This window comes from Devosia sp. A16 (assembly GCF_001402915.1).
Lineage (GTDB): Bacteria > Pseudomonadota > Alphaproteobacteria > Rhizobiales > Devosiaceae > Devosia_A.
In genome coordinates this window covers 2,803,894-2,825,230 of record NZ_CP012945.1, presented here as the reverse complement: position 1 = coordinate 2,825,230, position 21,337 = coordinate 2,803,894, and the positions used below count along the sequence as shown (strand labels likewise).

Sequence of the window (21,337 nt, the reverse complement as noted above, 5' to 3'; positions counted from 1 at the left end):
CAGCCCCTGTCGCCCCCCACCCTTGATCCCTCCCCGCAAGGGGGAGGGAGACGACTGCCAAATCAGGTGATTGAGTGAGAACTTCCCGCGCCGTTGAAATCGTCGGCTGCCATGCCGAGGGCGAAGTCGGAGACGTGATCGTCGGCGGCGTCGCGCCGCCGCCGGGCGACACGCTCTGGGAGCAGTCGCGTTTCATCGCGCGCGACCAGACCCTGCGCAACCTGGTGCTGAACGAGCCGCGCGGCGGGGTGTTCCGGCACGTCAACCTGCTGGTGCCTCCCAAGGACCCACGCGCGCAGATGGGGTTCATCATCATGGAGCCGGAGGACACGCCGCCGATGTCGGGTTCCAACTCGATCTGCGTTTCGACCGTGTTGCTCGACACCGGGATCATCCCCATGAGCGAGCCGGAGACCCGGCTGGTGCTGGAAGCGCCGGGCGGTATCGTCGAGGTGCTGGCCGAGTGCCGGAACGGCAAAGCCGAGCGGATCACCGTGACGAACGTGCCGAGCTTTGCCGACAAGCTGGGGGCGAAACTCGAGGTCGAAGGCGTCGGCACGCTGACCGTCGACACCGCCTATGGCGGCGACAGCTTCGTCATCGTCGATGCCCAAGCACTTGGGTTCAGCATCGCCCCGGATGAGGCCCGCGAACTCGCCGAGATCGGCATCCGCATTACCCGCGCCGCCAACGAGCAGCTCGGCTTCACCCATCCGACCAATGCCGACTGGACGCATTTCTCGTTCTGCCAGATCGCCGCGCCGCTTGAACGCCGCGACGGCCTGCTGACGGCCGCCAATGCGGTCGCCATCCAGCCGGGCAAGATCGACCGCTCGCCCACCGGTACCGGCGCCTCGGCCCGCATGGCGGTGCTGCGCGCCAAGGGCGAGATGCAGGTCGGCGACCGCTACCTTGCCCGTTCGATCATCGGCTCGGAGTTCCTCGGGCGGATCGAGGCCGATACCACGCTGGGCGGCCGTCCGGCGATCATTCCCTCGATCTCCGGACGTGCCTGGATCACCGGCACCCGCACCGAAATGCTCGACCCAGCCGACCCCTGGCCGGGCGGCTATCGACTCTCAGACACCTGGCCGCGGATCGGCAAGTGACCACAACTATCGCATATGACGAACTCGCAGCCCTGCTGCGGGCGATCTTCCTCAGACATGGCTGCTCGGAGACCGTTGCCAGCCTCCTCGCCGACAACATGGCCGGCGCCGAGCGCGACGGGGCGCATAGCCACGGTATCTTCCGCATCGGCGGCAATCTTGCCTCGCTCGACACCGGCTGGGTCGACGGCAAGGCCGAGCCGCTGCTCGAAGACGTGGCGCCCGGCATGCTGAGGGCCGATGGCCGCAACGGCTTCTCGCTGCCGGTGCTGGAACTGGCGCGGCAACCGCTGATGGCCAAGGCGCGCGCCAACGGCATTGCGATCCTCAGCATCCGCAAGGCGCATCACTTCAGCGCCGTGTGGCCCGATATCGAGCCGTTCGCCCGCGAGGGTTTTCTCGCGCTCGCGATGATCAACTCGATGGCCTCGGTCGTGCCGCATGGCGGGCAGCGCAAGGTCTACGGCACCAACCCGTTCGGTTTTGCCGCGCCGCGCGACGGCGCCGATCCGCTGGTGTTCGACCAGGCGTCCAGCGCCATGGCCAATGGCGATGTGCAGATCGCCCGGCGCGAAGGGCGGCAGCTGCCGCACGGCACCGGCGTCGACCGCGACGGCAACCCCACAACCGACCCCGCCGCCATCCTCGATGGCGGGGCGCTGCTGCCGTTCGGCGGGCACAAGGGCTCGTCGATCGCCATGATGATCGAGATCATGGGTGCGGCGCTGGCCGGCGGCGACTATTCGTTCGAGATCGACTGGAGCGCCTATTCCGGCGCCGCCACCCCGCATGGCGGCCAGACCTATATCCTGATCGACCCGCGTCGCGGGGCGGTGAACAGCTTCGCCGAGCGGCTCGAGGTGCTGATCGACGAGATCCATGACGCCGGCCAATCCCGCCTCCCCGGCGATCGGCGCTATGCGGCACGGCGCGCCAGCCTTGCCGGCGGCATACCGATCGAGGAGGCGGCGCTGGCGGAGATCAGGACACTGGCGGCGGGCTGAGGCAGATGCCCGCGCCTATGCCGGACGACCCGGAAAGTTCAGCCTGAAGACGTAGCCGTTGTCCTGCTGGTGGACGATCTCGCCACCCAGCTGGGCAGCAAAGCCTGCGATCAGCCGCTGCCCTATGCCCTTGGCCGGAACTGAAGGGTCATAGCCCTGACCATTGTCCCGAACCACCAGGGACGCCGTGCCTTCGCGCTCGGCCTTGAGCGTGATGCGGACCCTTCCGTCATCGCGGCCGGCAAAGGCGTGCTTGAAGGCGTTCGACAGGACTTCATTGAGTATCAGGCCGAGAGCGGCGGCGCTGTCCTTGTCGACGACGATATCGTCGAGATCGGTCTCGAGCTGCACTCGCGGGTCGGCGCCGGCGCGGATGTTCTCGATCAGGGTATGCAGATACTCGCGAACGTGGACGTCCTCAAAGCTGCTGGTGCGATAGATGTGCTCGTGCACGGCGGACATTGCAAATATCCGCTGGCTCATCTCCGCCCGCACTTCCCGCGGGATCTGGTGCAGCTGCAACAGGGAGTTGATCGACTGCAGGTTGTTCTTCACCCGGTGGTGAATTTCCTTGAACAGGGCCTCGTTGCGCTCGAGCGCCTTGGCGAGCGAACGCTGCGCCGCCGTGGCGCGCCGCATCGACTTCGCCGCGAGAAATGAGCCGACAAGCAAGGCGAGCGCGATGGGAGCCAAGAGGAGCGAGACCACCCAGATCGAATACCAGAGCTGTGCCAGGGCCGTTTCCTGCGACACCGAAGCCACGGCGATGTAGCCGAGGTCGGGGACCTGCTTGAAGCCCACGATCCGCGCCACGCCGTCGACCGGCGAGGCAGCCGACTGGTAGGCGCCCTGATCGGCCGAGTGCAGCATCGTCATTGCCGCGGTTCGGCTGAGGTCGATGGGGTGAGCCGGTGGCGGGTTTCTGGCGATGACCCAACCGTCGTCCCGGACGAGGCTGATCGTCGACCCCTTGCCCAGATCCTGCGGGGCCGCCAGACGTTCGAGCACGCTGCCATCGACGAAGACCACCGCAGCGCCGGCAAACCCTCCGCCCTGCTGCAGGCGTTGGGCGACGGCGAAGACCGGGCGGCCCTGCAACTCCTCCTGGCTGCCCAAGGCCCAGTCCTCAGCGCCCAGCGCGGAAAAGTAGTCGCGATCATCGATCGTCGGCGGTGCGTTCGGTGCCGATTCCCCGGCGATCAACCTTCCGGACGCGTCGTAAATTCCGAGCACGTCGGTAGTCGGGAAGTGGCGCGACATCTCGCCGAATTGCCTGAGCGCCGCGCCCTCCGACGAAGCGGCTGCGGCAGCAGCTTCGACTGCGGTCCGGGCCGAGGCTACGACCCATCGCGATCCCTCCGCGACGACGCTGGCCGCACGCTGAGCTCTGCTCTTGGCCTCCTCGATCGTGGTGTCGTAGCCCTGAAAGCAGAGGACCACGAACACCCCGATGATGATCGAAACGAGCAGGATGCTGCCGGCGATGATCGTGTCGGCCGTCTCCCATGCTCGCCCGAGCCCGAGGCGCCGGGTGGCTTGTTGCGGCAAGGCGGTGCTGCTCATCGCGCCCGCATCTCCTCGATGGCGGAGTGCATGACCTGGTCGTGATAGGGTTTGGAAAAGAAGCGCGCCCCCTCCGGCAAGTCGCAATCGGCCGGCGCCACCTTGCCTGACACCACGATCAGCCGGACCGGTGGCCAGCGTCTGGCCACATAGTTTGCGAGGGCGATCCCATCCATCGAGCCGGGCATGTCGACATCGGTGATGACGAGTTCGATCGATCGATTGGCCTCGAGGATGGCAATGGCACCACTGGCGTCGCCGGCCGAATAGGCGCCGTGACCCCAGTCTTCGAGCAGGCTGACCAAGCCGACGCGGATCAACGGCTCGTCCTCTACGACCAATATGTCCATCAGGTGCCCCAATGACGCCTGATCAATAACACCGCAGCCGGAACTTAGTTCCACGCTCACGAGCGTCGGCGCGCCACCGGCACGGCGTGGGCATCGGTGGGAAAGCGTTGCGGAGCAGAAAGCTGTGGCGATGGGGAGTTGGCGCACCGTCGCGGGTGAAGATGAGAACTATGTCTACTCCATAGCCCTCCAAGGCCCACCTTCTGAGAGAAGTAAATCCGGTGGGCGCGATGATGCGCCAGATCTTGGCCTAGTTCGACGAATATCAGTCGAAGGAGAGCGCCAAGCACCCGATCCGCGCAAACTGCGTGGAGTCGAGGGCAGACAGGAAACCGACCAGTAGTTCCGCTCGGTCCCGCGGGGGATCGGGATGCAGTCGTGGCCCTAGCGCCCGAGAATCTCCAGAAACTTCCTGGGCTTGCGGCCGGCGCAGCAGCTTCTCAAACCGCGCGAGATATTTGAAACGCAGATCCAGGGGACTCCGAGCGCTCGTCGGCGTCGCACAGGATCGTCTTGCCCTCCATCCAATCTTGCTGCTGCCGGAGATCCAGGAACTGGCGGAGACCGGTGCTGCCTGGGCGGCGAGCGGCGTTCATCGGCGGTCCAGCAGTCTCTCCACCGCCTCGCGGACTAAGGCAGGGGCGCTGTCGGCATCATCCAGGTAGGCGCTCTCCAGCAGGCCGTCCGATACGGCGACGAGAAGGGAAGCGGTGACGGATGGAGCGGGATCGCCGTCCTCCGCGAGAAGATTCTCAAGGCTGCTATGATACCAGATGCGGCGCGCATTGATCGCCTGCCGCACAGGGCTGGCCGGATCGGGATATTCGGCTGCTGCGTTGAGGAACGGACACCCCCGCCAGCCTCCTGCGGTCACGGCCTCGCTGATGCGCCCCATGATGGCCACGATCATTTTCCGAGGGGGTTGCCTTGCAAGTGCGGCCACTGCCGCCCGGCCCAGCCGGTCTATCTCTCCGAGATAGGCGACCACGAGGTCATCCTTCGAGGGAAAGTGATTGTAGAAGGTGGCTTTGGCCACACCGGCTTCCGCGATGATACGGTCAATGCCGACAGCATGGATGCCCCCTTCGTAGAAAAGCCGTGTCGCCGTGTCGAGCAAACGACGACGGGCGGGACTTGCTTCAGGCTGGTGGTCAGATTTCTTCTCTCTCATCGCTTGACCATAACAGACAGGTCTGTATATTGCAAAGACAGACAGACCTGTCTGTATATGAGGTCCCATGCAAACGAGAGACACAGCCGAAGTCATTCGCCGGTTCAACCAGGCGTTTGAGCAACACGATCCTGCCGCCTTCGAAGACCTGGTCGCACCGGATTGCGTCATGGAGTCGATCCAGCCGGCACCGAATGGCACGCGCTACGAGGGCTACGATGTGAACCTGACGTTCTGGCAGGCGATGGCGGCCGACCGCGTTAACCGCTTTGAGGTGGAAGACATTCTTGTGATGGGCGACCGGGCCAACATCCGCTGGCGTTTCCATTTCGGCGAAGGTGGCTCGCTCCGCGGGGTCAGCCTGATCCGTGTCCACAACGGTCGGATCGTCGAAGCCCTGGCTTACGCCAAAATACCCGGTCAGTCGGCGCCCTTGCCGGACTGACCGTTGTGCACCGGCTGTTGCCCAACGTCATCCGTGGCAAGGATGAAACGACAAGCAAGAGTCGAAAGGACTTTTGTCTTTCGTTGCTCAACCGCAACCAGCTTCATCGTCGGCCACATGCACGGGATCCATAGCGGCTCCACAGTCCAACGAGGTGAGAAAATGACCATTGGCAGCAAAATGACCCGCGACATAGTGGAACGCTTCCACAATGCGTTTGAAAAGCATCGCCCCGGAGACCTCGATGATCTCATCGGCGAGGACTGTGTGCTCGAAAATACGGCGCCGGGCCCGGATGGAGCGCGCTACGAAGGGCGTGAGGCTTGTCTCACTTTCTGGAGGGGGGTGGCGTCGTCCGCCAACCTCGTCTTCAAAGCTGAGGAGATCTCCGCGATGGGCGACCGCGGGGTCATCCGCTGGCAGCTTCGCTGGAGCGATCGCGAGGCGGACCGGGTTCGAGGCGTCAACATCATGCGCGTCCGAGACGGAAAGATTGTTGAGGGTCTGGGGTACGTGAAGGGGGGCTGACGTTCCGATCGCGTACCGGCGATCCTCGCAGGTCGCTATCCCAGACCAGGCACGGCGGCGTGCCGCCGGAATAGGGCGCCAGCCCGAAGGAGCAGACCCATGATCATCATAGCCGGCTACACCCGCACCGACGCTGAGAAGCGGGACGGTGCCGTGGAAGCCTTTCGGGGCATGGTCGAACGCGCGAGGGCGCAAGACGGCTGTCTCGACTTTTCCATAAGCGCTGACGCGGTCGATCCGGATCGCGTCAATCTCTTCGAATGCTGGCGTGACCAAAGCACGCTGGACGCTTGGCGCAAGATCGCGAAAGGAGGGCCGCGAGGGAAGCCTCGAGAGGTCGCCGTGAGCCTCTATCGCGCCGACAAGGCCGAGAGGCCTTTCTGAGGACGAGACGCCGCGCATCCGCCGACCGGTCGTTGAACATGAACTCGGCGATGATCACCTGTCTGTCGCGGTGGAGAAGACGCCGACCGGAGCCCCTGCTGGCGCGATCGGGTGGAGCGGCTGCTTCGGCACCCGATGGCGGAGTGATCTGGCCAAACAACTGACGACGATCCTCTTGACCAGCGCATGTTCGACGGTCCGAAACCCGCCCCGAACTTCGTGCGGTTCGAGCAGGACGCAAGGGCGCTGGGCAATCGGCGGTATTTGGCGCACCCGGCGAGATTCGAACTCACGACCTCTGCCTTCGGAGGGCAGCGCTCTATCCAGCTGAGCTACGGGTGCAGCGGGACTAGGCAATAGGCGATTGGTGCGACGAGCGCAAGACGGTCGGCTCGGCATGAGCCGACCGGTGGGGAAAGCTCAGGCGGCGCGGTGCCAGAGGCGATCGAGTTCGCCCAACAGGCGGAAGGTCACCACCTCGGCCGTTTCGAGGTCGCCGCTCGGTTCGGGCGCCGCCGCATCCTCGCGGGCGGCATGGAGCGCCGCGAACACCGAGGCGATGCCATCTTCGAGATCGCCGTCGAGCAGCGGCGCGTCGTCGTCGGCGACGACGGGATCGAGCTCGACGATGGTGTCGGCATAGGCAGCCGGCATGTGCTCGAACGCGCTGGCGTCCTCGGATTGCGGCGCCTCGCTCAGCAATTCGGCTTCGATGGCATCGGCAATGTCCGAAGCGGCGACTGCGTCGCTCGCCCCGTCGGCGCGGCCATCGGGCTGCAGCGCCTCGGCTTCTGCTGCGGGCGGCTCCTGCGTTTCAGGCGGGCGGGCCTCCGCATCGGCCGGTTCTGCCGCCTCGTCAAAGCCCTCTACCGCCGCCATGACCTGGCTGTCGCTGGTGGCGCCGTCGCCATGGGCGGCGACGATCGGGTCGATAGCGGAAGCGGCATCCTGCCGATCCTGGATCTCGCTCATCGTTCTCTCCGAGCTCGGGTTGAGACGGCGGCGACGCTAGAAGGCCGAAATGGCCCGTTTCGGGCCTCAATCCGGCACTCCAATGACGATTTCGTGACGGCGGGGCTGCCGGTGCGGCTCAGAACGGCGCCGGAACGCGGAAATTCACCCAGTGTCCAGCCGGATGATTGAAGCCCAACTCCTCGGCATGGAGCTGCAGCCGGTCGGCGGCGGCGAAGGCTTCGCCCGTCGCATAGAATGGGTCGCCGAGGATCGGGTGGCCCAGCGCCAGCATATGGACGCGCAGCTGGTGGGTGCGGCCGGTGAGCGGGTAGAGCCGGACCCGGGTGATGCCGCCCTCGCGCGCTTCGACCTGCCAGTCGGTGACGCTGGGGCGGCCGCGTTCGTGGTCGACGCGCTGGCGCGGCTTGTTCTCCCAATCGGTCGCGAGCGGCAGGTCGACACGACCGGCCTCGGTCGCGATGTCGCCCCAGACCCTTGCCACGTATGACTTTTTGGCGCGGCGCTGCTCGAATTCCTGGCCGACATGGCCGAGCGCCTTCTTGTTGAGGCACATCACCAGGACGCCGGAGGTATCCTTGTCGAGCCGATGCGCCATGGCGGCCGTCGGCCAGCGCTGCTTGACCCGCGCCTCGAGGCAATCGGCGAGGGCCGGGTCCTTGCCGGCCACCGAGAGCAGGCCGGAAGGCTTGTCGAGCACGACGATATCGTCGTCGGCATGCACCACGGTGAGCCAGGGCTCGGTCGGCGGGCGATAGTCGAAACTGGTCGGAACGGGATTGAGCATCGCGCCGCTCATAGCAGGATCGGGCGGCGCAGAGAAATGCTGCGTTACGTACCTCAGGCCACTGGAAATCGGCGGCGATTGCGGCGATGGTGGCGCCAAGATTGGTGCGGCGTGCCCGACCGGGGCTTCGCCGGGGACCGACAGGGACGGAGATACAGGACTATGGACGGCAAGCGTCGGGTTGGCGTTGGGATCATTGGGTGCGGCAATATCTCGAGCCAGTACCTCAAGGCGATGCGGGATTTCCCGGTATTGGAGGTGATCGCCATCGCCGACATGAAGACGGAGGTCGCCGAAAGGAAGGCCGCCGAGTTCGGACTGACGGCAGTGTCGGTGGACGCACTGCTCGCCGATCCCCGGGTCGAGATCATCGTCAACCTCACCATTCCCAGGGCGCATGTGGAGGTGGGGCTGCGCGCCATCGCGGCCGGCAAGCACGTCTATAGCGAGAAGCCGCTCGGCATCAGCTATGCCGAAGGCAAGAGCCTCGCGGCAGCGGCAGCAAAGGCCGGGCTCAGGGTGGGCTCGGCGCCCGATACCTTCCTCGGCGGCGCACATCAGGCAGCCAGGGCGCTGCTCGACAGCGGCGCGGCCGGCGACATCGTCGGCGGCACGGCGTTCTTCGCCTGCCCGGGGCATGAGCGCTGGCATCCCGATCCGGCGTTCTACTACGATGTCGGCGGCGGCCCGGTACTCGATATGGGGCCATACTACATCACCGACCTGGTCAACCTGCTCGGCCCGGTGAAAAGCGTGCAGGCGATGAGCGCCACGCCGCACCAGGAGCGGCCGATCCTGTCGGAGCCCAAGAAGGGCCAGTTGATGCCGGTGAAGGTCTCGACGCACGTCGCGGGGCTGCTGCAGTTCCACTCGGGTGCCATCATCCAGGTGACGCTGAGCTTCGACGTGCCCGGCCATGCGCACCTGCCGTTCGAGCTCTACGGAACCAGACAGAGCGTGCTGGTGCCCGACCCCAACATGTTCGGCGGCGAGGTGAAGACCCGCGCGGCGGGCGACAAGGAGTGGAGCGTGTCGCCCTACACCTTGCCCTATGCCGATGCGAATTACCGCTCGCTCGGGGTCGCCGACATGGCGCACGCCATTCTCGAGGGCCGGCCGCACCGAGCCTCGGGCGAGCTGGCGCTGCATGTGCTGGAGGTGATGGAAGCGTTCGAGACGGCGAGCCGGGAGCGGCGGGCGGTGGAGATCACCACGCCGGTAGAACGGCCGGCGCCGCTGCAGGAGTCGGTGATCGGGTGATGCCCGGGGGGCAGCAGGCCGGCCCGAGGCTGCCCCTCCCCCTCGACAACATGGCGGATCGGCACGCGCCCGGCGGGCCGGACCAGTGTTGATATCGGACGAATTCGCCCCGGGTTCCCCAGCGCAGAAGCTTCTGTTAAGAGAGCCATATGTTAAGGGCTGCTGTCTTCACGCGCACCGTGCGCCTCGCGCTTGCCGTCCCGGTCCTCGCCGGGCTGGTGGCCGGCTGTTCGATGGCGGGGCTGCCCGGCTTCAAGCCGGCGTCGCCGGCGAGTGTAGCGGCGATGACGCCGGTGCCGAAGACCCGACCGGAAAGCAGCGACGAGGCGTTCGTGCCGATGGCCTTCGTCGAAGCGCCGGCCCGCACCTCCTCGGCCGGAGTCGACGGGCTGATCGCCAAATATGCCGGCATCTACGAGGTGCCGGAATCGCTGGTGCGGCGAGTGGTGCAGCGCGAGAGCGGCTTCAACCCGGCGGCGCGCAACGGCCCCTATTACGGGCTGATGCAGATCCGGCACGATACGGCGCGGTCGATGGGCTATAGCGGCAGCGCCTCCGGCCTGCTCGATGCCGAAACCAACCTCAAGTATGCGGTAAAATACCTGCGCGGCGCATATGTCACCGCCGGTTACAATTCCGACGGCGCGGTGCGGTTTTACGCCCGCGGCTATTACTACGACGCCAAGCGGCTCGGCCTGCTCGAGGAAGCCGGCCTGCGCTGAGGCGCCATTGCTCCCGTGATCCCGCCTGTAGAGCCACCTCCCCCCGGGGGCTGGCGGCCCGGCGCCGAACTGGCATAGTCGGTGCGGCAGCAACGAGGGGCGATCATGGCTGGGACGGCGACTTCGACACCTGTGGCGTTCGGCGCGCGATGGAAACTGCGCATCTCGGCGGTGTGGTGGTTCCTGCTGCTTGCAGGCTTCCTGCTCGGGCTGCCGGTGCTGCTGGATGTCAGCTGGCTGGTGGTCGCCGGCTTGCTGGCGGTGGCGCTGCTGGTCGGGCTGGTTCTCGCGTGGCTGGTGCGGCTGGCGTTCCGCGGGCAGCGCCAGCAACCCTTCGTCGTGAGTTATCTCAAGGCGGCGCTGGCGACGCTGTTCATCTTCGGCATCGTCGTGGCGCTGCCGATCTACTATGCGGCGGTGCTCACTGAGCTCAAACCGCTCACCGTGCCGCAGGCAACGCTGTCGAACGGCAAGCAGACCGTGGTGTTCCAAGGCATGATGCATGTCGGTTCGGAGCCGTTCTACAAGGGCGTGGTCTACGACCTCGAGAAGGCGCTGAGCGAAGGCTATGTGATCTACTACGAGGGCGTGCAGAACTCGCCCGAAGGCGACACGTGGTTCAACGACACGCTGGCCGGGGGCGGCGACCTGTCGGCCAACTACAAAATGCTGTCCGACGTCTGCGGGCTGAAGTTCCAGCTCGACTATTTCCAGTTGCTGCGCGCCGACATGACCGCGCATCCCGAGCGGCATGTCGCAGCCGATGTCAGCACGGCGGACATGATGCACGAGTATCAGCGGCTGGTCGCTGCCGACCCCGGCTTCGCGGCGCGGGTGCAACCGGCCAAGGCGGATGCGGCAGCGACGGCAAGTTCATCGGAAGGCCTGTCCGGCCTCATCGGCCTGCTCGATGGCGGGACGGCCGAACAGAAGCGGCTCGCCGGCTATGCCTGCCGGGGTTTCCTGACCTGGACGCTGGGCCGGCCGGATGCGCCGTCACCGCTCGATCCGGTGATCCTCGACTACCGCAACAAGGCGTTGGCCGACCGCATCAGCACGGATACGCGCCCGCTGATCTACATTACCTATGGCGCGGGGCACCTGCCTGGCCTGCTGCAGGACCTCAAGGCCATCGATCCGGCCTGGGAGATCCAGTCGGTGAAGTGGCAGCGCGTGGTGGAAGCGCCCGACGACGTGAGCGGGCGCCTGAGCAGCTAACCTCGGGCTGCGGCGCATAGTGGCGACAAATGCCCGTGCCGCCACGACCGCCGGCGCGCTCCCGGCGGAAAGCGGGACCACCGGCGTCATTCCCGCAAAGACACCACGCGCGTTCGGGAGCCATCGCGAACGAGACGTGCTGCCTCGAGGCAGGAATGACCCGGTGGGGCCGGAGCAGCGCGGGGGTGGCGCTGCAGGCGCTCCCCGCATTCTGCGGAGAGGATTTCTCATTGGGCGCCCACCCTTGATGGAGCGAGGCCGCGCCGCTTCGCTCAGCTTTCGATGGCCAGCCGAACCAGTTCAGCCGTATTGCGAGCGCCGATCTTTTCCATGATATGGCGGCGATGCACCTCGACCGTGCGGTAGGAGAGGCCGAGATCGACGGCGATCTCCTTGTTGGTACGGCCATCGACGACATATTGCAGGATCTGCCGCTCGCGGTAGGTGAGCGTGCCGAAACCCTTCACGCTGACGGTCGACGGGCCGTCCTTGGAATGCTCGACATGGATGTCGCCGCGGAAGATCTCCTGCGCCGCCACCGCCAGTTCGACCGGCGCATAGGGCGGCGAGAACACCGAGCTGGCGCCGTGCTTCATGGCGGCCACCACCATCTCGGCACGGATATCGGGCGGCGCCAAGAGGAAGGTATGAATGCCCAGGTGCTGGCCGCGGATGGCGGTGAGCGCTTCGAGCGCTTCGCTCATGTCGCGCTCTTCGCTGCACAGCGGCATCAGCACCAGGTCCGGCCGGCGCAGCGCCATCAGGCGGGTCAGCCCGACCACGTCGGGGACCATCGAGACCTGGAAGCCTTGCGCGATGAACTCGTCGCACAGTGCTTTGGCGACCTTCAGATCCGGATGGGTCAGATAAATCAGCCGATCTCGGTTGAGATAGGGCCGGTATGGTATCGAGTCCGCAAGTCTATCCACTTTGCCACCTGGGGTTGCAGGCCAAAGCTGTTGCCGGTAGGTGCCGACACCAGTAGGTAACGGGGCTCATCCCCGTACCTTCGAATCGCGTCCACATAAGTATTAGAACACGAATGACAGACGCCTGACAATGCATAGTCACCGCGTCGTTACCTACGATGGTAGTGTATGAACACGGCTTGCTACGGTGATAACGATGATCATAGATGTACTATTTGAATAAAAATTGGAAAACCCAATGACCCGGACACCGAAAATCTGATGGCCGGCGTCCGCATTTGCAGCGCTGCTAAAAAGCCCAAGCAAACGTTTGCGGCCGCGATGATTTCGGTGTCTTGACAGATCAGCGATGGGCCGAAGCTACTGGCAGGCCGCGGCATTCCGGCAGCAGCACAACAGCGGTGCAAAACTTGACGCCGGCGATTCACGGCTGCGGCGCGTGCGCCTAACAGTAGCGAGGTGGGAACTCTCTACTAAGGGCTAGCGTCATGTTCAGAAAATTGTCGGCCGAAGCATTCGGCACCTTCTGGTTGGTATTCGGCGGTTGCGGCAGCGCCATTCTTGCTGCTGGCGTGCCGGATGTCGGCATCGGTTTCATGGGCGTGGCGCTGGCCTTCGGCCTCACCGTGCTGACCATGGCCTACGCGGTGGGCGGCATCTCGGGCGGCCACTTCAACCCGGCCGTGTCGCTCGGCCTCGCGATCGCCGGCCGCTTTGCCTACAAGGACCTGGTGCCCTACTGGGTGGCGCAGCTGATCGGCGGCATCGCCGGCGCGGCGGTGCTGTTCATCATCGCCTCGGGCGTTGCCGGCTACACGCCGGGGGGCTTTGCCTCGAACGGCTATGATGCGCTGTCGCCGGGTGGGTATGGCCTCACCGCAGTGCTGGTGGCCGAAGTGGTGCTGACCGCCTTCTTCCTGATCGTCATCCTGGGCTCGACCAGCAAGGCGGCGCCGGCCGGCTTCGCTCCGATCGCCATCGGGCTCAGCCTGACGCTGATCCACCTGATCTCGATCCCGGTGTCGAACACTTCGGTCAACCCGGCCCGCTCGATCGCCGCAGCGATCTTCGCGCAGAACGGGGCGCTGGGTCAGGTCTGGCTGTTCATCGTGGCGCCGCTGATCGGCGCGGCGATCGGGGCGGCGATCTGGAAATATGTGCTGTCGCCGGGCGAGAGCCCCGCCAATATCGGCCAGGTCGAATAAGCGACACTCGTGCAGACGACAAAGGGCCGGGAAACCGGCCCTTTGCTTTTGGCGGCGCATTGCCGCGATCCGGGTGGACGCCGCGGATCATGTTTCCCCGGGAACGCGCCGCAGCACGCGCAGCAGGTACTCCTTGCGGTTCAGCGGATTGTTGTCGGAGCGGCGGCGCGCCGGCGGTATCCCGGCCACGGCGCGATAGCCGGCAAAGCTGGTTTCGAGCGCACCTTCGCCATGCGTCAATCCGGGTAGCAACTGCTGCAGCTGGTGGACGCGCGCCGCGGCGATCTCGCCCTCGACCACGTAGCTCGCCCCCTCCGGTACAGGCTGGCCGGGCTGGCCCCCGAGACGCGCCAGGACCGAGAGCGCCGCTGCCAGCGCATCGGACGGCACTTCCATGTGGAAGTGGTGGATCGGCTCGCACACTGCGGTGCCCGCCTCTCGCAACGCCTCCATCAGCACCAGCGGGGTGAGGTTGCGGAAATCGCCGGCCGCACTCATCGGCGCCTTCTGCGCCGCATCGGTGATGCCGACCCGCACATCCGTCACCTGCCAACCCATGAGGCCCTGCTGAAGCGTCTCCAGGATCGCAGCTTGTATGGCCTCATGGAATGCCACCGGCATGGCGCCGAACATCGCCTCGAGCCGGATATCGATGCCCGAGCCGAGCGGGCCGGGCTCGACCCGGATACCGACCGTGGCGAGGAACGGGTTGGGCGGCCTGAAGATCAGCTCCACCGCCGCGCCGGCGCCGAGCGGACGCTCGACGCAGATCACCGTGGTTTCCCGGAACGAGACCTCGAGGCCGTAATCGGCACGCAGCGTCGCCTCGATCACCTCCTTCTGCACCTCGCCGTAGAGCGAGACGAAGATTTCCTGCCGGATATCGTCCTTGCGCAGGTTGATCAGCGGGTCCTGTTCGCTCAGTTGCCCGAGCGCCGTCCACAGGGCGCGGCGATCGGCCGGCTGCACCGGCTGCACCAGCGTCTCGAGCGTGGGCGGGGCGAAGTGCCGCGCGGCCGCTCGCGGCGGCGCGCCGATCGTGTCGCCGATCCGCACATCGAGCCCTCGCAGCCTGGCGATCGCCGGCAACCACCCGGTCGCGCCGTACCACGGCGCCGCGCTCGAACACTTCGACGCCGGTGACCCTGGCGTCCTCGCCATGCACCTGCAGCCGCTCGCGGTTGCCGATCGCGCCGGAGAACACCCTGACATAGGCGAGCTTTTCGCCCCCCGGCCCCCTTTCCACCTTGAACACTATGGCAGAAGCCGCTGCTTCGCTGTCGCCCGCAGTGGCGGGCAACAGCTCGGCAATGCCCTTGAGCAGCGTCTCTACTCCTGCCCCCGATATTGCCGACCCCATGAACACCGGATGCACCAGGCCGGCCCGGCTCAGGCGGGCCAGCGCTGCCCGCAACTGGTCGCCGGCCAGCCGATGGTTGGCGACGAAGGCGGCAAGCACCGCCACGTCGTGCTCGGCAAGCCGTTCGGCGAGGAGCTCGCCTGATCCCGCGTCGTCGGAACCGAAGGGGACGAAGGCCGCGGCGGCGGTGCCCATCCCTTGGCCCGCGCCCATCGGTACGATATCGCGGGTCAGACGCCGGGCGATCGTCGCCAGCACCCGGTCCGGATCGGCGCCGGGCCGGTCGAGCTTGTTGATAAAGATAAGCGTGGGGATGCCCAGACGCTTGAGCGCCCGCATCAGCACGCGGGTCTGTCCCTGCACGCCCTCGACGGCGGAAACCACCAGCACGGCGCCATCCAGCACGTTCAGCACGCGCTCCACCTCGGCGATGAAATCCGGGTGGCCGGGCGTATCGATCAGGTTGATCGTGGTATCATGGGCGACGAACGACACCACGGCGGCCTTGATGGTGATGCCGCGCTGACGCTCCAGCGCCATTGTGTCGGTCTGGGTATTGCCGCCATCGACGCTTCCGGGGCGGTCGATGACACCGGCTGCATAAAGCAGCCGTTCGCTCAGAGATGTCTTACCGGCGTCGACATGCGCCAGAATCCCAAGGTTCAGTGTTCGCATTGCGCGTCACGTTCTCAAGTTGGGGAAGGGCTCCTTTCTCGATGAACATGACTCGGGGCATTGCGATCTCCTTGGGAGGGCTGTGAAGGCCGGTGTTAGAGCACGGGGTGGGGAGGCGGGCAAGCGCCCGACTGACAGCGGCGGCCTCCACCTTTCGCCCCCAATCAGGGGCAGGGCAATCGCATATGGCCCTGCGCACTGCACTCTCGGTGCTCCTCCACCGTGAAACGGGGGAGGGGGACCGCCGAAGGCGGTGGAGGGGGCGGCAGGATGCGCCGGTTTTTGGGGCCGCCCCCTCCACCAGCTTCGCTGGTCCCCCTCCCCCGCTTCGCGGTGGAGGACCACGGAGGGGCCGGTGACTCTCCATATGCGATAGCCCTGCCCTCAGGGCGAGAGGGGGTCGGGGCATGGCCGGCACGGCAACTCATCTGGTGAGCAAGACAGGCCGCACTGCCTGCTGTCAGTTCAGGTAATCCTTGTAGACCCAGCCGGTGCGGCCCTGGTCGTCGGTGATCTTCAGCCAGCCGCGGCGGTTCTCGGTCACCGTGACCTTCTCGCCGCCGGCGAGACCGAACACCCGGCCATTCGACTTGCCCGGGCCGGAACGGACATTGACGCCGGATCCGGCGACGGTGCGGCTGTCGCCGGAGGCGGCCGCCGGCTCCTTGGGCTCCGGCTTGGGGTCGGGCTCGGCCGCAGGCTTTGCCGCAGCGGGCTCGGGCTCGGCAATCGGCTCGGGCTGCGACCTGGCCACCTCGGCCAGCTTCTTTTCGGCCTCCGCCTTCACATTGGCGGCAGTCTCGGACGGTGTTTCGGCGAAGGCCGTGACATCGAGCGGGCTGGGCCGTCCGAGCGGCCCGGCCGCGTCGCCGGCAATCGCATCGGCCGCTTCGACCGCGGTTTCGTCCCGCGCCGTCGGCGGACCGGCACCGTCCCCCTCGGCATAGGTTTCGGGGTCGTTGGCGGCATTGGCCGCCGCGCCTCGCAGCCAGCCCTCGTCGTCGGAGGCGAGCGCCATGAAGGTGTTGCCGATCATCTGGTCGACGCGCTGCGCCCGCTTTACACCCTCAGGAACTTCAGGCGCCGCGGGCGCCTTGCTCATCGCCACCGCCGACGCCGTGGGAGCCGGCGCCGCTGCCGCAACCGGAGCCAGCGACGCTTCCGGAGCCAGCGACGCTTCCGCCGGTGCAGGCAATGGCGTGGCAGGCGCGACGCTGGCAGCGCTGGGCGGCTTGCCGGCAAAGCACTGGCCCACCCCACCGCACTGCACGCCGATGAGCACCGCGCCGATCGCGCCGACGCCGACCACCGCCATGAGCGGCGCGCCGACACGGATCAGGAGTTGCCGAGTTGATGCCCTTCGCCGACGCATCGAGTGGCGTGAGAGGTCGTCGAATGCCCCGTTCATGGCCCGACAATGATTAACAAGCTTGGGGAAAGTCTGTCCCGAAAGCGACGCAAATCGGGCAAAGCCTGGGCAGAGTCAGGATTTCTGCCCGGCGCGCCTACCCCGCGAGCTGCAACACGACACTGCCGCGCTTGCGTCCGGTATCGACGCGGCGATGCGCCTCGACCACCTGGTCGAGCGGGTAGCTGCGGTCGATCACGGGGCGGAGCGCCCCCTGTTTCGCTAGCTCGATCTCGAACGCCACATCCTCGGGCCTGGGCTTGAAGTTGATCGGGATCACCCGCTTGCCGCTGCGCCGGCTGTTGCCGCGCGCGCCGAGCATACCCTTGAGATCGGCAATCACCAGCAGCAGCGTGCCGCCGGGTTTCAGCGAGCCTTCCACCCGCTCGAACGGCGCGTTGCCGACGCATTCGAAGATCACGTCGTACTGTTTGCCATTGGCGGCGAAGTCCTCGGTCTTGTAGTCGATCACGTGGTCGGCCCCGAGAGCGCGCACCAGCTCGGCATTGCCGGCGCTGGTCACCGCCGTCACCACGGCGCCGAAGTGCCTCGCGACCTGTACGGCCGAGCTGCCGACGGCGCCGGACGCGCCGTTCACCAGCACCTCGTCGCCCGACTTGATCGGGCAGTTACGAATGCACTCGGCAACGGTGTGGCCGCCGAACACCAGCGCCACGGCATCTTCGAAACTCCAGCCCTCGGGCTTGAGCACCATCGCTTCAGTTTCCTTCAGCGTGATGTATTCGGCATGGCCGCCGAACTTCATGCCCGTGAGCCCCACCACCGCGTCGCCGGGTTTGAAGCGCGTCACGCCCTCGCCCACCGCCTCGATCACTCCGGCAAAATCCATGCCGAGGATCTTCTTGCGCGGCGCGAAGATGCCGATGGTCAGCGGCCCGAAGAATTCGAGGCCCCTGGGCAGGTCGCGGGTGCGCATCCGATAGTCGCCGACGCTGACGGTCGAGGCGTGCACCCGAACCAGCACCTCCCCGGCCCCCGGCACCGGCTTGGGCAGTTCCTCGACCTGCACCACTTCCGGCCCACCAAACGACCTGTACACAGCTGCCCGCATCGCGGTTTCCCCTCAAGCCTATCCCCGGCAATACACATGGTGCGCGTCGGCACGATTACAATCGGCGCTACGGCACGGAGGCAGCCGCGTGTCAGCGTTCGTCAGGGTTCATCCCCGGCAGCTTCTCGGTTAAGGTCCGGCCCCGACCATCCGGAATCGTTTCATGCATCTCGTTCTCGTCGACGGCTCAGGCTTCATCTTCCGGGCTTTTCATGCCCTGCCGCAGCTTACCCGCAAGAGCGACAAGCTGCCGGTCGGCAGCGTGATCGGGTTCTGCAACATGATCTGGAAGCTCGGGGAGGACCTGCAGGGCGAGGACGCGCCGACCCACATGGCCGTGGTGTTCGACTATTCGTCGAAGACCTTTCGCGACGAGATCTATGCCGAATACAAGCAGCACCGGCCGCCGGCGCCGGAAGAGCTGGTGCCGCAGTTTCCGCTGACCCGCGCCGCGACCCGCGCCTATGGCCTGCCCTCGATCGAGATGGAAGGCTACGAGGCCGACGACATCATCGCCACCTATACGGCGCTCGCAAGGGACGCCGGCGGCAAGGTGACGATCGTTTCGTCCGACAAGGACCTGATGCAGCTGGTGGAGCCGGATGGCTCGGTGCGGCTGCTCGACACCATTCCGCGTCCCGGCCAGCCGCCCTTGCGCTGGATCGGCTCGGACGAGGTGTTCGCCAAGTTCGGCGTCGGGCCCGACAAGGTCATCGAGGTGCAGGCGCTCTGCGGTGACGCGGTCGACAACGTGCCGGGCGTTCCCGGCATCGGGGTCAAAACCGCGGCCGAGCTGATCAACACGTTTGGCGATATCGAAACGCTGCTCAGCCGCACCGCCGAGATCAAGCAGCCCAAGCGTCGCGAGGCGCTCGAAGCCAATGCCGAGCTCGCCCGCATTTCAAAGCGCCTGGTGACGCTCAACCGCGAGACGCCGGTGGAGCTGCCGCTCGAGGACCTGGTGCGCCAGCCGGTCGAACCGGCCAAGCTGTTCCCGTTCCTCAAGGCGATGGAGTTCTTCGCCATCTCGAAGCGGCTCGGCACCCTGCTCGATGCCGACCCTGAGGCCTGGCCGGCCGACCCGGAGCTGGCGGCGAAACCCGCCGAGCCGATCGGCTTCGACAACAATGCCCGGGCCGAAGCGCGCGCGGCGCGGCAATCGGCCGAGGGCCGGGCCGATTCCGCCCCGGTGCTGCATGCCAAGCTCGAGCACGAAAAGATCAAGGCGATCCCGCTCGATCATTCGAAATACGAGATCATCCGCGACGCCGCGCACCTGCAGCGCTGGATCGATGCTGCCTATGCCGAGGGCGTGGTGGCGACCGACACCGAGACCACCGGGCTCGACAACCAGACCGCCGACCTCGTCGGCATCTCGTTCTCGACCGGACCGGGCAATGGCGCCTACCTGCCGCTCGGCCATACCGAGGGACATGGCGACCTGTTGGGCGGCGGCATGGCGGAAGGACAGATGGACCTTCGCGCCGCGCTCGACCAATTGAAGCCGCTGTTCGCCGATCGCTCGATCCTCAAGATCTTCCACAACGTTAAATACGACCTCGGCATTCTCGCCCGCTACGGCATCGAGGTGCGCTCCTTCGACGACAACCTGCTGCTCAGCTATTCGCTCGATGGCCCGCAGTTCAACACCATGGGCGAGCTTTCCGATCACTGGCTCGGCCTCGCCGGCATGTCGATCAAGGAGCTGCTCGGCACCGGCAAGACGCAGAAAACCTTCGCGCAGGTCTCGATCGCCGACGCAGCAAAGTATGCCGCCGAGGATGCCGACCTCACCTTCCGGCTGTGGAAGGTGCTGAAGCCGCGGCTGGTGGCCGAGAACATGACCACGCTCTACGAGACCATCGAGCGCCCGCTCGCGCCGGTGCTGGCGCGCATGGAAGGCCGCGGCATCACCGTCGACCGGCAGATCCTGAGCCGGCTCTCGGGGGATTTCGCGCAACGGGCCGCGGCCCTCGAAGCCGAGGCTTACGAGCTCGCCGGTTCCAACTTCAATCTCGGCTCGCCGAAGCAACTGGGCGAGATCCTGTTCGACCGCATGGGCCTCCCCGGTGGCACCAAGACCAAGACCGGCGCCTGGTCGACCGGCGCCGACGTGCTCGAGGATCTCGCGACGCAGGGCATCCCGCTCGCCCGCACCATCGTCGACTGGCGCCAGCTGACCAAGCTGATGGGCACCTATACCGATGCGCTGCCCAGCTACATCAACCCCAGGACCGGCCGGGTCCACACCACCTATTCGCAGCACTCGGTGCTGACCGGGCGGCTGAGCTCGAACGACCCGAACCTGCAAAACATTCCGGTGCGCACCGAAGACGGCCGGAAGATCCGCACCGCCTTCGTCGCGCCGGCGGGGAAGACTTTGATCAGCGCCGACTATTCGCAGATCGAGCTGCGCATCCTCGCCCATATCGCCGACATCCAGGCGCTGAAGGATGCGTTCGAGGAAGGGCTCGACATTCACGCCATGACGGCGTCGGAAATGTTCGGCGTGCCGGTCGAGGGCATGCCCTCGGAAGTGCGGCGCCGCGCCAAGGCGATCAATTTCGGCATCATCTACGGCATCTCGGCCTTCGGCCTCGCCAACCAGCTGGGCATCGAGCGCTCGGAAGCCGGCGAATACATCAAGACCTATTTCGCCCGCTTCCCGGGCATCCAGGACTACATGGCCGAGCAGCGCCGCAAGGTGAAGGCCGACGGCTATGTCGAGACCATCTTCGGCCGCAAGGTGAACTTCCCCAACGCCAACAGCTCGCACCCGGCCGAGCGCAGCTTCGTCGAACGCGCCAGCATCAACGCCCCGATCCAGGGTTCTGCCGCCGACATCATCCGCCGCGCCATGATCCGCATGGAACCGGCGCTGAAGGCGGCGGGCTCGGACGCGCAAATGCTGCTGCAGGTGCACGACGAACTGATCTTCGAGGTGGACGAAGGCAAGGAAGACGGCGTGATCCCGGTGATCGTCAAGACGATGGAGAATGCGTCGGAGCCGGCAGTGCGGCTGACCGTACCGATCAAGGTGGACGCGCACGCGGCCAAGGATTGGGACGGGGCGCACTAGGACTGTCAGTCGGCACACCCTCCCCCTCGCGGGGAGGGTAGCGCAGCCCGGGAGCAACGCGACCTGGCGCAGCTAGGGTGGGGGGCGAGGCGAGCT

The 21,337-nt window shown here is 66.2% G+C and carries 18 protein-coding genes, 1 tRNA gene and 3 pseudogenes; 10 read left to right on the top strand and 12 right to left on the bottom strand.

The window, feature by feature from the left end; translation table 11 throughout:
* Positions 1–74: 74 nt before the first annotated feature.
* Positions 75–1,109 (top strand): trans-3-hydroxy-L-proline dehydratase, encoded by a 1,035-nt coding sequence (locus APS40_RS13795; protein WP_055047600.1) that lies wholly within the window; start codon positions 75–77, stop codon positions 1,107–1,109.
* Positions 1,106–2,113 (top strand): Ldh family oxidoreductase, encoded by a 1,008-nt coding sequence (locus APS40_RS13790; protein ID WP_197279326.1) that lies wholly within the window; start codon positions 1,106–1,108, stop codon positions 2,111–2,113. Before APS40_RS13795 ends, APS40_RS13790 begins: the two co-directional genes overlap by 4 nt.
* A gap of 15 nt (positions 2,114–2,128) precedes the next feature.
* On the opposite strand, the gene APS40_RS13785 is transcribed toward APS40_RS13790, so the two are convergent.
* The 4 genes and pseudogenes from APS40_RS13785 to APS40_RS13775 all read right to left on the bottom strand — a co-directional run bounded on the left by APS40_RS13785 (position 2,129) and on the right by APS40_RS13775 (position 5,197).
* Positions 2,129–3,676, bottom strand: coding sequence for a sensor histidine kinase (locus APS40_RS13785; RefSeq protein WP_055047598.1), 1,548 nt, complete (start codon positions 3,674–3,676; stop codon positions 2,129–2,131).
* Complete coding sequence (locus tag APS40_RS13780) at positions 3,673–4,026, bottom strand: response regulator (protein WP_055047597.1); 354 nt, start codon at positions 4,024–4,026, stop codon at positions 3,673–3,675. Before APS40_RS13780 ends, APS40_RS13785 begins: the two co-directional genes overlap by 4 nt.
* 309 nt (positions 4,027–4,335) lie before the next feature.
* A pseudogene (locus APS40_RS25325) lies at positions 4,336–4,622 on the bottom strand (hypothetical protein); the annotation flags it as partial.
* Entirely contained in the window at positions 4,619–5,197 is a 579-nt protein-coding gene (locus APS40_RS13775; protein WP_055047596.1) for a TetR/AcrR family transcriptional regulator, read from the bottom strand. The gene APS40_RS13775 and the pseudogene APS40_RS25325, both read right to left, overlap by 4 nt.
* Before the next feature lie 67 nt (positions 5,198–5,264).
* On the opposite strand from APS40_RS13775, the gene APS40_RS13770 reads away from it, so the two are divergent.
* From APS40_RS13770 to APS40_RS13760, 3 genes are all read left to right on the top strand, one after another.
* Entirely contained in the window at positions 5,265–5,642 is a 378-nt protein-coding gene (locus APS40_RS13770; protein WP_055047595.1) for a nuclear transport factor 2 family protein, read from the top strand.
* A gap of 162 nt (positions 5,643–5,804) precedes the next feature.
* A complete protein-coding gene (locus tag APS40_RS13765) occupies positions 5,805–6,170 on the top strand; it encodes a nuclear transport factor 2 family protein (RefSeq protein WP_055047594.1) in 366 nt (121 codons plus the stop codon).
* Positions 6,171–6,269: 99 nt separating this feature from the next.
* Positions 6,270–6,554 carry a putative quinol monooxygenase gene (locus APS40_RS13760; protein WP_055047593.1) on the top strand — a complete coding sequence of 95 codons (285 nt, stop codon included), beginning with the start codon at positions 6,270–6,272 and terminating at the stop codon, positions 6,552–6,554.
* A gap of 265 nt (positions 6,555–6,819) precedes the next feature.
* On the opposite strand, the gene APS40_RS13755 is transcribed toward APS40_RS13760, so the two are convergent.
* From APS40_RS13755 to APS40_RS13745, 3 genes are all read right to left on the bottom strand, one after another.
* A tRNA-Arg gene (locus APS40_RS13755) sits at positions 6,820–6,896 on the bottom strand.
* A 78-nt stretch (positions 6,897–6,974) separates the two neighbouring features.
* Complete coding sequence (locus APS40_RS13750) at positions 6,975–7,526, bottom strand: hypothetical protein (RefSeq protein WP_055047592.1); 552 nt, start codon at positions 7,524–7,526, stop codon at positions 6,975–6,977.
* Positions 7,527–7,644: 118 nt separating this feature from the next.
* Positions 7,645–8,325: a pseudouridine synthase gene (locus APS40_RS13745; RefSeq protein ID WP_055047591.1), complete on the bottom strand. Its 681-nt coding sequence runs from the start codon at positions 8,323–8,325 to the stop codon at positions 7,645–7,647.
* A 150-nt stretch (positions 8,326–8,475) separates the two neighbouring features.
* Here APS40_RS13745 and APS40_RS13740 point away from each other — a divergent pair, with 150 nt between their 5' ends.
* The 3 genes and pseudogenes from APS40_RS13740 (at position 8,476) to APS40_RS13730 (ending at position 11,513) form a co-directional block, all read left to right on the top strand.
* Positions 8,476–9,573: a Gfo/Idh/MocA family protein gene (locus APS40_RS13740; protein WP_055047590.1), complete on the top strand. Its 1,098-nt coding sequence runs from the start codon at positions 8,476–8,478 to the stop codon at positions 9,571–9,573.
* Between the two features lie 260 nt (positions 9,574–9,833).
* A pseudogene (locus tag APS40_RS24490) lies at positions 9,834–10,295 on the top strand (transglycosylase SLT domain-containing protein); the annotation flags it as partial.
* A gap of 105 nt (positions 10,296–10,400) precedes the next feature.
* Positions 10,401–11,513, top strand: a complete 1,113-nt coding sequence (locus APS40_RS13730) for a hypothetical protein (protein WP_055047589.1) — start codon at positions 10,401–10,403, stop codon at positions 11,511–11,513.
* A gap of 272 nt (positions 11,514–11,785) precedes the next feature.
* On the opposite strand, the gene APS40_RS13725 is transcribed toward APS40_RS13730, so the two are convergent.
* On the bottom strand, positions 11,786–12,442 hold the full coding sequence (locus APS40_RS13725) for a response regulator transcription factor (protein ID WP_055047588.1): 657 nt from the start codon (positions 12,440–12,442) through the stop codon (positions 11,786–11,788).
* A 488-nt stretch (positions 12,443–12,930) separates the two neighbouring features.
* Between APS40_RS13725 and aqpZ the strand changes: the two genes are divergently transcribed.
* Positions 12,931–13,647, top strand: a complete 717-nt coding sequence (gene aqpZ, locus APS40_RS13720) for an aquaporin Z (RefSeq protein WP_055047587.1) — start codon at positions 12,931–12,933, stop codon at positions 13,645–13,647.
* A gap of 87 nt (positions 13,648–13,734) precedes the next feature.
* On the opposite strand, the gene APS40_RS25620 is transcribed toward aqpZ, so the two are convergent.
* From APS40_RS25620 to APS40_RS13705, 4 genes and pseudogenes are all read right to left on the bottom strand, one after another.
* Positions 13,735–14,703, bottom strand: coding sequence for a hypothetical protein (locus tag APS40_RS25620; RefSeq protein ID WP_442855804.1), 969 nt, complete (start codon positions 14,701–14,703; stop codon positions 13,735–13,737).
* 298 nt (positions 14,704–15,001) lie between these two features.
* Positions 15,002–15,682 (bottom strand): annotated as a pseudogene (locus tag APS40_RS25615) (GTP-binding protein); the annotation flags it as partial.
* A 460-nt stretch (positions 15,683–16,142) separates the two neighbouring features.
* Complete coding sequence (locus APS40_RS13710; protein WP_055047586.1) at positions 16,143–16,997, bottom strand: SH3 domain-containing protein; 855 nt, start codon at positions 16,995–16,997, stop codon at positions 16,143–16,145.
* Between the two features lie 190 nt (positions 16,998–17,187).
* A complete protein-coding gene (locus APS40_RS13705) occupies positions 17,188–18,162 on the bottom strand; it encodes an NAD(P)-dependent alcohol dehydrogenase (RefSeq protein ID WP_055047585.1) in 975 nt (324 codons plus the stop codon).
* Positions 18,163–18,325: 163 nt separating this feature from the next.
* Here APS40_RS13705 and polA point away from each other — a divergent pair, with 163 nt between their 5' ends.
* The gene (gene polA / locus APS40_RS13700; RefSeq protein ID WP_055047584.1) at positions 18,326–21,241 is read left to right on the top strand and encodes a DNA polymerase I; all 2,916 of its coding nucleotides are present in this window, start codon (positions 18,326–18,328) and stop codon (positions 21,239–21,241) included.
* Positions 21,242–21,337: the final 96 nt, after the last annotated feature.

Bases quoted from the DNA above. Each gene is read 5' to 3' on its own strand.
- APS40_RS13785 (WP_055047598.1), bottom strand. From the start codon at position 3,676: ATGAGCAGCACCGCCTTGCCGCAACAAGCCACCCGGCGCCTCGGGCTC.
- APS40_RS13780 (WP_055047597.1), bottom strand. From the start codon at position 4,026: ATGGACATATTGGTCGTAGAGGACGAGCCGTTGATCCGCGTCGGCTTG.
- APS40_RS13775 (WP_055047596.1), bottom strand. From the start codon at position 5,197: ATGAGAGAGAAGAAATCTGACCACCAGCCTGAAGCAAGTCCCGCCCGT.
- APS40_RS13770 (WP_055047595.1), top strand. From the start codon at position 5,265: ATGCAAACGAGAGACACAGCCGAAGTCATTCGCCGGTTCAACCAGGCG.
- APS40_RS13765 (WP_055047594.1), top strand. From the start codon at position 5,805: ATGACCATTGGCAGCAAAATGACCCGCGACATAGTGGAACGCTTCCAC.
- APS40_RS13760 (WP_055047593.1), top strand. From the start codon at position 6,270: ATGATCATCATAGCCGGCTACACCCGCACCGACGCTGAGAAGCGGGAC.
- APS40_RS13750 (WP_055047592.1), bottom strand. From the start codon at position 7,526: ATGAGCGAGATCCAGGATCGGCAGGATGCCGCTTCCGCTATCGACCCG.
- APS40_RS13745 (WP_055047591.1), bottom strand. From the start codon at position 8,325: ATGAGCGGCGCGATGCTCAATCCCGTTCCGACCAGTTTCGACTATCGC.
- APS40_RS13740 (WP_055047590.1), top strand. From the start codon at position 8,476: ATGGACGGCAAGCGTCGGGTTGGCGTTGGGATCATTGGGTGCGGCAAT.
- APS40_RS13730 (WP_055047589.1), top strand. From the start codon at position 10,401: ATGGCTGGGACGGCGACTTCGACACCTGTGGCGTTCGGCGCGCGATGG.
- aqpZ (WP_055047587.1), top strand. From the start codon at position 12,931: ATGTTCAGAAAATTGTCGGCCGAAGCATTCGGCACCTTCTGGTTGGTA.
- APS40_RS13710 (WP_055047586.1), bottom strand. From the start codon at position 16,997: ATGGCGGTGGTCGGCGTCGGCGCGATCGGCGCGGTGCTCATCGGCGTG.
- APS40_RS13705 (WP_055047585.1), bottom strand. From the start codon at position 18,162: ATGCGGGCAGCTGTGTACAGGTCGTTTGGTGGGCCGGAAGTGGTGCAG.
- polA (WP_055047584.1), top strand. From the start codon at position 18,326: ATGCATCTCGTTCTCGTCGACGGCTCAGGCTTCATCTTCCGGGCTTTT.